Source organism: Leptolyngbya sp. FACHB-671 (genome assembly GCF_014695745.1).
Classification (GTDB): domain Bacteria; phylum Cyanobacteriota; class Cyanobacteriia; order Elainellales; family Elainellaceae; genus JAAUTN01.
In genome coordinates, this window is sequence record NZ_JACJOV010000058.1 from 23,242 (window position 1) to 36,660 (window position 13,419).

Genomic DNA, 13,419 nt, shown 5'->3' on the forward strand with positions numbered 1-13,419 from the left:
CCTATTGACTTCGTTCGATCCGTTGCACCCGAATTGTTATACGGCTGAGCGATGAAAAAAGCGGTAGCCGACATCATACTCGCTTTGCTGGCGTAGATGCCCATATTTGCGATCCCACCAGCCCCTCTCTAAATCTTCGCTTAAGCGGAATAGACCACTATTTAACTCATCATCATCAATCTTGCTAAACGAAGAGATACCATTGCGAATATCACTATCTAGGTACAGTTCCGGTCGCGCCCAACCCACTGCTGCAAATGAATCTGATAGGTCATTTGGCAAAGGAAAGGGAATCACATTTGCTACACTATCCGTAATCGATTGAATCTCCTCTAGCAACTTTAGAATTGGCAAAAATGTGGATTCAACATCTCTAATGAATGAGGGAAAATATTCAGTCAACCAGAAGCTGGAGATCATCTCTGGGTCGTAGGTGAAGAATATCATTTGTCCGTTTCCTACAACTCTATGCATCTCGTTTAATGCTTGCCGATAGTCTGGAAAATGGTGGAAAGCAAGCATGATGATAGCTGCATCCACAGATTGATCGGATAGCGGCAAGTTCTCCACATATGCATCCATCCATTCGATTGCAGGATGAGCGATCGCCTGACTCCGCATAGTTTCTGATGGCTCAATTGCAAAAACACGATACCCATGCTCAGCCAAAACACTTGCGTAAGAACCTGTTCCAGCACCAATATCCGCAATCGTAGAAGCTGGTGAGGATGCCAAAATCTCTAGCAATTTTTTAGTGATGCGTGGATCGCTTCTTCTTGTTTGAGCATAGGTTTTACCAATCACATCGTAGAATGCCATCCCGCCTCCTCAAATCTTTAGCACCTGCTTATTATTTACCACCCCTAAACAGCACCAAAGTACACTCCCGATGGGTAACTGAAAGCCGTATAGTACCTCTGCTTGCGGAGGTTATATAGAAACTTTCCGCATAAATTCAGAATCTCAGCACCTCATGACTACTGGGGCATAAAGATGTGAAGACTACTCTGAATTCATATCTGTGCATCAGATTGGGTGAGCTTGAGGTGCAGAATCCGTTAAATGAATCAAGGAAGAGGGCGCGATTGCCCCCTCCTCCCTCTCTTTCTACTCTCCCTTTCTCCGATCGCGTGTCAAAATACTCATCACTTCACCAGAACTGGGTGCAGGTAACAGTGGACTCCACGCATTCACTTCAGCAAAGCCTCGATGATATAAGTCGTGAATTGTTTCGATTACACCATCGCGAGAACCGATGATGAGAACTCGCAGGCGATCGCGCCCACTATTCTGAAGTGCGGCAATTTCTCTCTCAACAGGGGATACGTTGGGAGATTCCAGGAAACATTGAGACATGAGTTGTGACTCCTTGAGGTTTTTGAGGAAACCCCAAAAACCTAGCCACCCCGCACTAATTCAACACGTTGTACAAACCCAGTGAGAGAACTAAAAGTGAGTTTATTTTCACTTTCATGTTCTGAAGGATAAACAACGGCTTTTTTGACATGACAAGTCGGGGTGGCTAAGGGAGTGTTAAAATTCACCATTAGCCGCCAGACTGGTACCGCAGTTTGGGGGTCAGTCGCTCATTGCTGCTCGCAACAGCTTTGAGCGGCGCTAGATTTTCGGGTGTAGTCGGGTTGCCGTGAGTAAAAATGACAACCTTAACGTGAGAGCATATCTGAGTGAACGGTATCTCGTCAAGGTAATAAGTGATAGACTTTTTGAGAAGTGAAAAGGCACGTTAGTGTAGGGGCGGTTCGCGAACCGCCCTCACGGGAGTTTATGGCTTACACAAGTGGAAATTGCTGTACACCTCGCGATCGCCCTTTAGAACCGTTGACCAAAACCAAAATGTAGTCTTCCTTCCCCATCATCATTAATTCCGTAGTCAGCCCGAATCAGCCCCAAAGGTGACTGGACTCTCAAGCCAACTCCAAAGCCAAATCCCGATCCGGGTTTGTCTCGTACATTGCCCGGTTCTCCTAAGACTTCATCTGCCGTTCCCAGGTCAGAAGCAAAGTCAGCAAATACCACTGCCCCAACTGGATCAAAGACGGGGAAACGGTATTCTGCTGATGCCAGGACATAGCTGCGACCCGTACCCACTCTGCCTTCCCGGTAGCCGCGAACTGAGTTTGCTCCACCCAGGTTGAAGGCGTTGTAGGGCGGCAAATCACCCAGCACTGTACCACCCTGAAGGTTAAACGCTAAGACTTCAGGGTTGCGATCGGTTGCCTCATCCAACTCCAAAACATCGACGGGAACATACTGCACGTAGTTTGCCTGAAGGCGATTGCCAAAGATGCTGCCGTTGCCAATGGGGATGGTTTGCTCAGTGCTGAGCGTTAAGGCATTTCCTTCACTGGGGTTCACTGGATTGTTGCGGCGATCGCGCGTCATTGAAAACTCTAGGGTCGTCAGGTCATCAATGCCCGTATTGCTAAAGCTGAGCGGATTCCCTTCCTCATCACGAGGAGAAATTTCGCCATCACCATCACGCAAACTGACGCGGGTGTAGTTCAGCCCCAATTCGGCATCCCACTCCCCTAAGGGACGTGAGACAGAAGCGCCCGCGCCAAATCGTCCTTCTCGAACGCGATCGCCATTCGGCAACAGCACTTCATCGGTAAACGTGCGAGAAAGCGTGCGTCGGCGAAACGCATCGACGCTGTAGCCCAGGCGATCGGGATTGCTGGCTCGATAGGGACTGGTGAAGTTTGTGCCAAACTGAAAATCTTCGGCAGAGATTTGCACATCCGCGTTGATGCGTTCACCCACACCGCCAAAGTTTTGATCCTGATAAGTGACGGTACCAAACAGTCCACTATCATCGTTGTAGCCACCGCCCACATTAAATGAACGAGACAGTTGCTCCGCCAGGTTATAGGTGACATCCACTTGTTGCGCGGTGCCGCCGAGCGAAATGTCTACATTTTCAAATAAACCCAGGGCATAGAGCTGCTGCAAATCCTGCCGAGCCGTATTCTCGTTAAATACCTGTCCGGCCTGAAGCTGAAGTTCACGGCGAATGAAGTCTTCGCGAGTGCGTCCTTCGATCGGTTCTCCATCCTCATCAACAGTGCCGCCTTCCTCATTCACAAAGCGAATGTTGATATCACTAATCACACCTTCCAACACTTCAACGGTGACAACCCCTTGAGGGCTAGGACGCAGCGCCAACACCTGCGCCAGGGTGTAGCCGTTTTCAACGTACCACTGGTTAATTTGCTGAACGGCTTGCCTCAATGCGGTTGGGTCAACGGGTTGCCCTAGCTGCGGTTGAAAGATCTGGTTGACCACGGTTAGCGGCAACACTCGCGCCCCTGCAAGCTGAAGCGATCGCACCACAATCGGTTCTACCGAAAACACTACACTTAACCCATCCGGGTTCTCAAAACTGGTGACATTCGCATCGGCAAACAGCCCCGTCGCCAAAATTGCTGCTATGTCACTCTGAAGCTGAGTATTGCTGGTTGCCCCACCCGGTCGCGTTTGAATGTTTTCTAGAACGATCTGTCGCAGGTTTGGCTCCACACCCACAACCTGAACATTAGTCGCAGTCACCACGACATCTTCGGGCAACAGATTAACTGGCGGAGGTGGACTGGTTTGCGCGGGAGCAATAGCAGGCGGAGTGGACGGCAAAACTGGGCTAGGAAAATCAGGAGATTGAGCAGTCCTGTCTGACGAGGATGCTGGAGAAGCGTCAGACATTGCTTCCGCAGTTGAGCTAGCAGCCGCAGGCGTTGCCATTGGGGCAGCGCTGCTGGCTGCTGGCTGGTAGTCCTGATAGTAAGGAATTTGGCTACCCGGAGCAGCCTCGGTAGGCGTTTGAGAAAATTCCTGAGCCATCAGCATCTCTGGAAGCGCGATCGCCCTCACTTCTCCAACCGACAACATTGCTAAAGTACAAAACGCGAAAACAGGAACACGCATAGCGGCTTCAACTCTAGAAATTCATTGAAATCTCCGGACTCAATCGCTCAACCCTTTTCTTCGCGTCTCAACCCAACTCATTCATCCATTGCCCAAATGACTCAATTTGCCTTGCTCAAATCAGATAATGATACCTACTGATAAAATTCATCCTTGCCTGATGAATTAGCAAAACAGTAAAACTGTTTGTCTCTGCCAAAGCAAAGATCTTATCAGCCAACTATACAGGAAGACCTGCCCAAAATCAGAGATCACGCCCTTGCTTGTAGAGCAAGCAAAACTAGGGGCTTAAGCGCTCTATCTAAAGGCAGCGGACCTTAGCGTAGGGACAGTTCGCGAACTGCCCCTACAGGGATTTGTGGTTTATCCAAGTAGAAATTGCTGTAAGAATCTGTGGCGTAAGTTAGGGTGAAAGGTGACGAAAATTCGAGACGGACAGAGGTGACGAAAACAACTCAAGTTCTAATTTCTAGACTTTGAGTTTTGAGTTAGGGTTACAAATCAAAAAGGGTGGCGATCGCAGTTCAAACGGTTCGAAATGTTATTTACTCTGACCGATTTTCTTTTGTCTAAGTTCCTATTAACGATCCACCAGCACAGCTTTGGTCTTAAGCAAGTAACAGATGTAACAAATAGCTTGTGTGGGACAATCTCTAGAACGTAAAATTTCAGCATTGTAACCAGAAGGTAGAACGTGGTTCAAACCCCTTTATCTCCTTTATCTGTAGATTCGGAGCAGCATTCCGATAGTGCAACACTGTCTCCGAACAAGCAGCCTCTCAGCAACCAGCTCAGAGAACTGAGCGATCGCATCATTGCCGGACACCGCCTCAGTCGTGAAGAGGCGATCGCCCTGACTCAAATCGAAGGTCAAGAGAACATTTTGTTGCTGTGCGAGACAGCCGATCGCGTGCGGCAAGCTTGCTGTGGCAACATCGTTGACCTGTGCAGCATTATTAATGTCAAATCTGGCAACTGCTCAGAAAACTGTGGCTTTTGCTCTCAGTCGGCTCACCATCCTGGAGAAGACTCACCCGTTTATGGACTAAAGCCAACCGAGGAAATTTTGGCTCAAGCCAGGGCAGCCGAAGCCGCCGGAGCCAGACGGTTTTGCTTGGTTAGTCAGGGGCGTGGGCCTAAATACAGCAAATCTGCCGAGTTCGAGCAAGTTCTAGAAACCGTTCGACAAGTGATTGCAGAAACCAATGTCAAGCCCTGCTGTGCATTGGGTGAAGTCACCCCCGAACAGGCTGAAGCGTTGCGAGAAGCCGGAGTCACCCGCTACAACCACAACCTGGAAGCCTCAGAAAACTTCTTTCCCAATGTCGCCACCACTCATAGCTGGCGCGATCGCGTCCAAACTATCAAAAACCTCAAAGCCGCTGGCATTCAAGCCTGCACGGGCGGCATCATGGGCATGGGCGAAAGCTGGGAAGATCGAGTTGACCTGGCGCTGTCTCTGCGTGAGCTAGAAGTCGAATCGGTGCCGCTGAATTTGCTCAATCCCAGAGCGGGCACTCCTCTAGGCGATCGCCCCAAACTTGATCCGTATGAAGCGCTGAAGGCGATCGCTATTTTTCGTCTGATCCTGCCCCAGCAGATCATCCGCTACGCAGGCGGGCGCGAAGCCGTCATGGGCGAACTGCAAACGCTTGGTCTAAGATCAGGCATCAACGCTATGCTAGTCGGGCACTACCTCACCACCCTCGGACAACCCCCGGAGCAAGACCAAGCCATGCTCCAGGAACTCGGACTCCAGGGCGGCGAAGCTCCCGTTCCAGCATTTGAAGAAGGTTAATTTTTTGTGTCTCGCACAAAAAATTAACCTTCAAACCCCTAGCCCCCAGTCCCTAGCTCCTAGCCCCTTCCTCTGATTTGAAAGTGACCCCTCCCACCGAACTCCTGTGGGCCTTAATCGGTCTGATTCTCACCATCGGTGGCACCTTCTTGGAAGCGTTCACCACCAACCTCCCCTGGAACTGGAGTCAAGACGGCGTACAAACCTATTCCCTGCAAGTCAACTTTCAGGTAGGGGCCGTCTTGTTAGTTGGATGTCTGGGCGGGAAGCGGGCAGCCGCCCTTTCACAAATTGCCTATCTGATTCTGGGCTTAACCCGATTTCCAGTGTTTACTCAGGGGGGTGGGCTGGACTACATTTATCAGCCCAGCTTCGGCTACTTGTTGGGCTTCATTCCGGGAGCATGGGTCTGTGGGTCATTCGCATTTCGGTTGCCGTCACGCCTGGAATCTCTCGCCTTTAGCTGCCTGTCTGGGCTATTCACCATTCACGCAACGGGATTGGGATATCTGATTGCAACCTATATGTTGCGCTGGGTTGACATTAACGCCCTATCCTTTCCTCAAGCAGTCTTAAACTTCTCTATTTATCCGATTCCGGGACAGCTTGCTGTAGTGTGTGCCGTCACAGTTCTCGCCTTTGCACTGCGACATCTCATGTTCTACTAGGTAAAGATGTTCAATTATTATGGTTAGCTACTTAACTGTAGAAATTTTGTTCGGCAACCCTCTAGTCTGCATTCATGAATATTAAGAACCAATTTTTCTGGGTTGCTGCCTTCCTGGGTTTGGTGCTAGACCAAATCACAAAATACTGGGTCGTGCAGGCAATGGAATTGAACGACTCTATCCCGGTTGTGGATGGCGTGTTCCACTTCACCTATGTGACCAATACCGGAGCTGCATTCAGCCTGTTCAGCGAATCAGGTGGCTGGTTGCGCTGGCTGTCGTTGGGTGTAAGCCTGGGACTGATGGCGCTCGCCTGGTTTGGACCTGTGATGAATCGCTGGGAACAGGCAGGCTACGGGTTCATTTTGGGAGGCGCTTTAGGAAATGGCATTGATCGCTTTGCCGCTGGAGAAGTCGTAGATTTCTTAGAATTCCGCCTGGTTCGGTTTCCTGTTTTTAACCTGGCGGATGTCTTTATTAATATCGGCATTGTTTGTCTGCTTATCGCTGTTTTCTATAACCCTCCCCGCTCAAACGGGCCACGCTCAAGTGGCAAAACAGAAAAATGAAGCCAGGAAAATCTGAGAAAAATTAGATTTGTGGTTAAGTTCTGTATAGAATGATTTTTAACAGATATTTAAGTTTGGCTAGTGTTGGCTGTTGTCCAGTCCACCTCTAGGTATGCGTAACCATGAGTACTGAAGCTGATCCAAAAAATCCTGACACTGTCGAGTCTACTGAGCCAAAGCCGCTAGATCGCCATGAATGTGGTGCTTGTGGCTACATCTATGAACCTGCCAAAGGGGACGACAAGCGCAACGTTTCTCCAGGCACACCCTTTGAAGCGTTGCCTTCAAACTGGCGCTGCCCGGTGTGCAATGCTTCTACCCGGCAGTTTAGCAATATTGGACCAGTGGGAAATCCCTCTGGGTTCAAGGAAAATCTTCGTTACGGATTAGGTGTAAATACTCTAACGCCCGGTCAAAAGAACCTTTTGATTTTTGGTGCCTTGGCGTTAGGCGTTTTGTTTTTCCTCAGCCTCTATGGGTTGCAGTAGGGCGATCACCCTTCCAACTCTTTTGACCAAGCTATTTGAAAACCGTTGAACCAAATTCTGATGCACCCGATCCTGAAACCTTTGAAACGAATTGTAATATTATTAGCAGCGGTCTTATTTTGTACTGGCTGTACCAGGTCCTTTTTACCGTCCATTAGCTATAACTCCTGGCAGCCTGTTGCGCTTTCTACTGAAGCCACCCTTTCTGACGTTTCCTTCACGGATGACTTGGAGCATGGCTGGCTGGTTGGAAAGAGTTCTACACTGCTAGAAACATTCGATGGTGGACAAACCTGGCAACCTCGTGCGCTAGAACTCGATGAGGGGCAAGTTTATAGCTTCACCTCGGTCAGCTTTTCCGGCCAGGAAGGTTGGGTCGTGGGTCAACCTGCAATCCTACTACACACCACGGATGGCGGTAAGACCTGGCTACGGGTGCCCCTCAGCGATAAATTGCCGGGTTCACCCAACACCATTACCGCTCTGGCGAAACAGTCGGCTGAGATGACCACCGACATCGGCGCGATTTATCAAACTGAGGACGGTGGCAGAACCTGGCAGGCAATGGTGCAAGAGGCAGTCGGGGTATTGCGGAATATTGCGCGATCGCCCGATGGCAAGTACGTTGCCGTTTCAGCCCGTGGTAACTTCTACTCAACCTGGGAACCCGGACAAGAAGCTTGGCAACCCCACAACCGCACCAGTTCTCGGAAGCTTCAAAACATGGGCTTTAGCCGAGACGGTCGCTTGTGGCTGTTGGCTAGAGGTGGAATCGTCCAGTTTAGCGAACCCAACAGCACTGAAGAATGGGATGAAGCAACCAACCCAGAATTTTCAACCAGTTGGGGATTGCTCGACTTGGCTTATCGCACACCCGAAGAAGTTTGGGTGGCTGGAGGCAGTGGCAACTTGCTCCGCAGCACCGATGGCGGTGTGACCTGGGAAAAAGATCGGGGTGTAGAGAACATTCCATCTAATCTGTACCGGATTGTTTTTGTTACACCGGAGCGCGGATTCATCTTAGGTCAACGCGGTACGCTGTTGAGATATGAACCTCAATCGCAAGCCGCTTAGAAGCTAGAGCAAACTATTTCCTAGAAGCACAAAGCTAGTGGTTTTGAACGCTTCTCAAATCTAAATTAGGTTTGCAGTTAGGACTAGGTTTGCTTGTGACTCTTTGCTTACTCTCGTATGATATAGATCAGGATTCAGTTGTTATTGGGAGGAACTTGAATGGCAGGTACTACTGGAGAACGTCCGTTTTCTGACATTATTACTAGCATTCGCTACTGGGTAATCCATAGTATTACCATTCCCGCACTGTTTATTGCAGGTTGGCTATTTGTTAGCACAGGTCTGGCATATGATGCATTTGGCACACCTAGACCTAACGAATACTACACTCAAACTCGCCAAGAAGTGCCCATCGTTCAAGACCGTTTTGAAGGTAAACAGCAAATTGAAGAGTTTATCCGATAGAAATTAATGGCAGGAGTTGGTACAGGTTTCCAACTAAAACTCCAGCTTAAAGCAGACAGCCTATTTGATGGCAGCCAATAAGTTAAACGATTTATTGGACAGCAGTTTTGCACAACAGTTTCACGAGTGACAAAGATAGACTATGACGAGCAACAGCCCTAATCAACCCGTTTCTTATCCAATTTTCACCGTTAGATGGATAGCCGTTCACACCCTTGCGGTTCCGACGATTTTCTTCTTGGGTGCGATCGCATCAATGCAGTTTATTCACCGTTAGGAGGGTCCATGCCACCAACCAGAAGTTCAAACCCCAACAAGCAACCAGTCGAGTTAAATAGAACTTCTCTATACCTGGGTTTGCTGTTGGTTTTCGTACTTGGCATTTTGTTTTCAAGCTACTTTTTCAACTAGCTTAAGATAGTTCTCCATTAAGGAGAATTTCAAATTAGTTTGACTCTATTTTTCGTGCTGTGTTTCGTGTGAGTTAGGAGGTAAAACAATGTCTGGAACTGGCAGAATTCCTTTGTGGGTAGTCGCAACAGTCGCTGGCTTAGGCGCACTCGCAATTTTAGGACTTTTCTTCTACGGTGCTTACGCAGGTTTAGGTTCTTCAATCTAAGAACTGAGTCAGCTTTTAGAAAGACAAAAGGGAGGCAGGGTTTAACCCTGCCTCTTTTATTGATTGATTTGCTTCATAAACTTTGAAAGCACCCACTCAGGGAGCGGGTGCTTTCAAAGACCATTTAGGATGGCTATGTTTAGGATGGTTATGTAAGACTAACCAACCAAGTTGCCGAAGGTTTGCAGCACTCCAGACTCAAACACCTGGAAGATCAGATAAGCAAACGCTGCGCCACCGATTCCACCCACCAAAAAGCTACCTGCAAATTCGCTCCAACCCTCTGAAGTGCCTAGAGACTCAGGAGGATTGGGCGTGGTGACGGTAGCAATTGGCTTCTTCACGCCTGCGCTGCCATAAAGCGACAAACAGATCGTCAGAATCACTACCAAAATCACTGCCTCAATTAAGCCAACGATGTCGGCAACGTTGGAGTTGCGAAATTGGCTAGTGAAAGCAAATGGCCCATACAGTAAGTAACCATGAGCCATGCCGATTTCTAATCCCCGCCGCTGAGCAGACAGACCTGCTCGGTAAGCGGGCAGATTGTTGATGAATGCTTTTGTGAAATCCGAGGAATTAATCGGGGTGGCCAGGTTGCCAATCTGAGGATCACCAGCAGGCTTGACTACTTCTGTTGTCATATTTAGGTATCTCCAAGTGTTCTTCTGTAATGCCTATCTCGTTTGCGAGGAAAAATCTGATACAGCTAGCGATGCAGCTATTATCAGGTGGGGGAGTCTTCGCGTTCGATGTAAATGAACAGCAGTGCCATTGCTACAGCGGGAAAGACCCAGCCCACAATGGGAACGAAAATCGAGGGTAAGTATGAGGCTGCCATAACTAAGTTTCCTAATTAGAAAAAGCCGTTAGAACAGAATCTACTGTGAAATGAGAGCAAATTGTTGATTGCTAAAGATTTTTAACAAAATTTGTCGCCTGGTCAGTGACTGAGAACTGCCGCTCATTTTTCAATCTTCCAATTTCCGATCGCCAATCTTCAAACGCTAATTTCCGAACATCAATCTTTGAACTGTCAATTTCCGAACTATGGTCAACGCAAAGAATGCGAAAGAGATACACTTGTTGCAGCCTGGAAGTCTATGGAAACGAGTGAGAGAACAGACTGAGTGGGCGATCGCCCACAAAGCACTTCTATCCATTCCCACAGCGTGCGAATTTGTTGAGCAAGCAGGCATTCGGTTTATTGTTCGCACCGTAGCTAATCTAGTTCGCAAAGACGAAGCGCAGAAAAAAACTCCAAAAGCAAGTTCCAACAAGGATTTCAACCCGTTCTTGCCCTACGAAGAGGATTTGTTTGTTGCCAATCTTTCTACAACTCACTTGTGTTTGCTAAACAAATTCAATGTAGTTGACCATCATTTGCTGATCATTACGCGGGCGTTTGAAGAGCAGGAGGACTGGCTCAACTTACAGGACTTTGAAGCAATGTGGATCACCCTGGCTGAGGTCGATGGACTCGTCTTCTACAACGCAGGGCAGAGGGCAGGGGCCAGCCAGCGGCACAAGCATTTGCAACTCGTGCCAATGCCGTTTGCACCCGATGGAATGGGAGTGCCAATTGAGTCCCTGTTTGCTGCAGCTCAGTTTGAGCATATGGGGAGTGAGCATCCAATTGGCACGATTCCAGAACTGCCGTTTCGCCATGCGTTAATCCGTTGGAAAGGTGAGATGGCATCTCCACTGGATGCCGCTAAAGCGACACTGGAACGCTATCACACATTGCTGCGGGCTGTTGGCTTGTTAGAAGGTGAAATCACAGGAACGCGACAATCAGCGCCTTATAACCTACTAGCGACGCGAGAGTGGATGTTGATCGTGCCGCGATCGCAATCCAGTTTCAACTCGATCGAAGTTAACTCGCTAGGATTTGCAGGCGCACTGCTGGTCCGAAACCCGGAGCAAATGCAGATTCTAAAAGAGTGCAGTCCACTCACTCTTTTGCAAAACGTTGCTTTAGCGATCGCACGATAGGTCACTGCCTTGCAGTTTGCCGTCTTGCCAGATTCCCTCTGCCGTCTCACCATTGGCAAAGATAAATTTGCCTTTACCATCACAGCGATTGTCTTTAAACTCACCGATGTAGCGATCGCCACTCTCTAAGATCCACTCTCCTACCCCACTAAACTGGTCGTCTTCAAACTGCCCCACATACTTTCTGCCATTCTCAAAGGTGAGCGTGCCGCAGCCGTTACGCTTGCCGTTTTGAAATTCGCCATCATAACGATAGCCATTTGGAAAAATCATGGTGCCTCTGCCGTCGGCTGGCAGATCACCATCCCCAACCGAGCCGTAATAAGCTACGCCATCAGAATATTCATAGTCAGGCTCCCCTGAGGGCAGCGGCGGCAGCGGTGACTCATCACACACGAGGGGAATTGGGCGGGAGTCAGTGTCTGGTGTTGGGTCGGTGATGCGGGCAGTTTGCTCAGCGCCAATATTGGCAAAATGAGCGATCACAGCTGCCGCTAGAATCATCACGCTTAAACCTGCCCCCACCACAATCTTTAGAGGAGCGGAACGCAGCTGAGAAGGAACCAACGCTTGCCAGCGAGGGGTGGCGGAAGTCGGGAGGGGGGCGATCGCCATCGTTTCCCTATCAGTTTGCTCCACCGGAAGCACATCCTCTGGGGGTGACAGCGGCGAATCGTTGAGAGAAACGGGCAGCATAAACGCTGTAGACTCTGGCTCCTCAACTGCGGGTGACTCTGGCAAAACATCAGATCCCACCGAGTCCTGCCAAACTACCGTAGAGTCTGGTTCTGTCACCGCTGAAAAGACCCCTCGTACGGGCAGCGGAGGTAGTTCTACTGCATCCGTTGGAGAAAGTACATCGGGCTGCCCCAACTCTTTAGGAGCTGCATCAAACTGTTCAATTAAGGAAGGTAGGGTTGCGGCTCTGTAGCGGCTGTAAAACGGCTCAATTGCTTGCAGAACCTCTTCGGCTGACTGATAACGGTCTTTGAAGTGAAACCGCACCATGCGTCTGAGAATTGCCACCAGCTCATCACCTACCGGAGCCAGAGGTTGCCAGATCAGTTCACCCGTGTCAGGGTCTTCTGGCAAATCAGATGGGCTGAGTCCAGTCAGTGCCTGCACGCCAATAATTCCCAAAGCATAAAGGTCACTGCTGGGGCGTGGTTTTCCCAAACATTGCTCTGTTGGCATGTAGCCCGGTGTACCCGCAACAATAGTCGTCTTGGGCTGCCCCTGCGCCACTACCTGCTTGACGATGCCAAAATCTACTAAAACCAGCTTGTGGTCATGCCGCCGCCGAATCAAGTTGTCGGGTTTAATGTCGCGATGAATGACCCCCTGATGATGGATAAATGCCAGCACACTCAACACCTGATGCAGCATGTGACAAACCTGAATTTCACTCCAGCTTTTGCCTTGGCGCAGCTCAAACGTTAGCGTGTGCCCTTCAATGAGTTCCTGGACCAGGTAAAACTCGTCCTCTTCTTCAAAGTAGGCCAGTAGTTGAGGGATTTGGTCATGCTTGCCGAGCTTCTGTAGCGTTTCTGCTTCGGTCAAAAAGAGCCGTCTGGCATTTCCTAAAACTTTGGGGTCATCGCTAGCAGGTTTGAGCTGTTTCACCACACACCAGGGGTTACCAGGTAAGCGAGTGTCTTCAGCAACATAGGTTTGCCCAAATCCCCCTTTTGCCAAAGTGCGAAGCACTCGGTAACGCCTGTCTAGTAAATCGCCTGGCACTGGTATTTTCATCAAGGGTTGGGCGATCGCACACAATTCAACAGTTAACAGCTTTAATTACTTCCCATTGCTATACGAGACTGCTGTTTTATAGGATGCTTCTGAACATGAAGCAAAATTCATG

16 protein-coding genes are annotated in these 13,419 nt (G+C 49.3%); 10 read left to right on the forward strand and 6 right to left on the reverse strand.

The window, feature by feature from the left end; translation table 11 throughout:
- Positions 1–36: 36 nt before the first annotated feature.
- The 3 genes from H6F93_RS06020 to H6F93_RS06030 form a co-directional block, all read right to left on the reverse strand.
- A complete protein-coding gene (locus H6F93_RS06020; RefSeq protein ID WP_190679708.1) occupies positions 37–819 on the reverse strand; it encodes a class I SAM-dependent methyltransferase in 783 nt (260 codons plus the stop codon).
- A 288-nt stretch (positions 820–1,107) separates the two neighbouring features.
- A complete protein-coding gene (locus tag H6F93_RS06025) occupies positions 1,108–1,356 on the reverse strand; it encodes a hypothetical protein (RefSeq protein WP_190679709.1) in 249 nt (82 codons plus the stop codon).
- Positions 1,357–1,830: 474 nt separating this feature from the next.
- Positions 1,831–3,939 carry a BamA/TamA family outer membrane protein gene (locus H6F93_RS06030; protein ID WP_190679710.1) on the reverse strand — a complete coding sequence of 703 codons (2,109 nt, stop codon included), beginning with the start codon at positions 3,937–3,939 and terminating at the stop codon, positions 1,831–1,833.
- Positions 3,940–4,633: 694 nt separating this feature from the next.
- On the opposite strand from H6F93_RS06030, the gene bioB reads away from it, so the two are divergent.
- From bioB to H6F93_RS06075, 9 genes are all read left to right on the forward strand, one after another.
- A complete protein-coding gene (gene bioB / locus H6F93_RS06035; protein WP_190641906.1) occupies positions 4,634–5,737 on the forward strand; it encodes a biotin synthase BioB in 1,104 nt (367 codons plus the stop codon).
- Positions 5,738–5,820: 83 nt separating this feature from the next.
- Positions 5,821–6,405 (forward strand): biotin transporter BioY, encoded by a 585-nt coding sequence (locus H6F93_RS06040; RefSeq protein WP_190679711.1) that lies wholly within the window; start codon positions 5,821–5,823, stop codon positions 6,403–6,405.
- A 74-nt stretch (positions 6,406–6,479) separates the two neighbouring features.
- Positions 6,480–6,974: a signal peptidase II gene (gene lspA, locus H6F93_RS06045; RefSeq protein WP_190641908.1), complete on the forward strand. Its 495-nt coding sequence runs from the start codon at positions 6,480–6,482 to the stop codon at positions 6,972–6,974.
- Positions 6,975–7,096: 122 nt separating this feature from the next.
- Positions 7,097–7,462, forward strand: coding sequence for a rubredoxin (locus H6F93_RS06050; RefSeq protein WP_190679712.1), 366 nt, complete (start codon positions 7,097–7,099; stop codon positions 7,460–7,462).
- A 60-nt stretch (positions 7,463–7,522) separates the two neighbouring features.
- Positions 7,523–8,536 (forward strand): photosynthesis system II assembly factor Ycf48, encoded by a 1,014-nt coding sequence (locus tag H6F93_RS06055; RefSeq protein WP_190641910.1) that lies wholly within the window; start codon positions 7,523–7,525, stop codon positions 8,534–8,536.
- A gap of 159 nt (positions 8,537–8,695) precedes the next feature.
- Positions 8,696–8,941: a cytochrome b559 subunit alpha gene (psbE, locus tag H6F93_RS06060; protein ID WP_190641911.1), complete on the forward strand. Its 246-nt coding sequence runs from the start codon at positions 8,696–8,698 to the stop codon at positions 8,939–8,941.
- A gap of 142 nt (positions 8,942–9,083) precedes the next feature.
- Entirely contained in the window at positions 9,084–9,218 is a 135-nt protein-coding gene (gene psbF, locus H6F93_RS06065; protein ID WP_190641912.1) for a cytochrome b559 subunit beta, read from the forward strand.
- Between the two features lie 8 nt (positions 9,219–9,226).
- Entirely contained in the window at positions 9,227–9,352 is a 126-nt protein-coding gene (gene psbL / locus H6F93_RS06070) for a photosystem II reaction center protein PsbL (protein WP_190641913.1), read from the forward strand.
- Between the two features lie 88 nt (positions 9,353–9,440).
- Complete coding sequence (locus H6F93_RS06075) at positions 9,441–9,560, forward strand: photosystem II reaction center protein J (protein WP_190641914.1); 120 nt, start codon at positions 9,441–9,443, stop codon at positions 9,558–9,560.
- A 158-nt stretch (positions 9,561–9,718) separates the two neighbouring features.
- Here H6F93_RS06075 and H6F93_RS06080 read toward each other — a convergent pair whose 3' ends face one another.
- Complete coding sequence (locus tag H6F93_RS06080) at positions 9,719–10,204, reverse strand: photosystem I reaction center subunit XI (protein WP_190641915.1); 486 nt, start codon at positions 10,202–10,204, stop codon at positions 9,719–9,721.
- An 83-nt stretch (positions 10,205–10,287) separates the two neighbouring features.
- Complete coding sequence (gene psaI / locus H6F93_RS06085; protein WP_190679713.1) at positions 10,288–10,401, reverse strand: photosystem I reaction center subunit VIII; 114 nt, start codon at positions 10,399–10,401, stop codon at positions 10,288–10,290.
- A 209-nt stretch (positions 10,402–10,610) separates the two neighbouring features.
- On the opposite strand from psaI, the gene H6F93_RS06090 reads away from it, so the two are divergent.
- Positions 10,611–11,555 carry an ATP adenylyltransferase family protein gene (locus H6F93_RS06090; protein ID WP_190679714.1) on the forward strand — a complete coding sequence of 315 codons (945 nt, stop codon included), beginning with the start codon at positions 10,611–10,613 and terminating at the stop codon, positions 11,553–11,555.
- On the opposite strand, the gene H6F93_RS06095 is transcribed toward H6F93_RS06090, so the two are convergent.
- Positions 11,538–13,307, reverse strand: coding sequence for a protein kinase domain-containing protein (locus H6F93_RS06095; RefSeq protein ID WP_190679715.1), 1,770 nt, complete (start codon positions 13,305–13,307; stop codon positions 11,538–11,540). The two genes, H6F93_RS06090 and H6F93_RS06095, sit on opposite strands and share 18 nt — an antisense overlap.
- Positions 13,308–13,419: the final 112 nt, after the last annotated feature.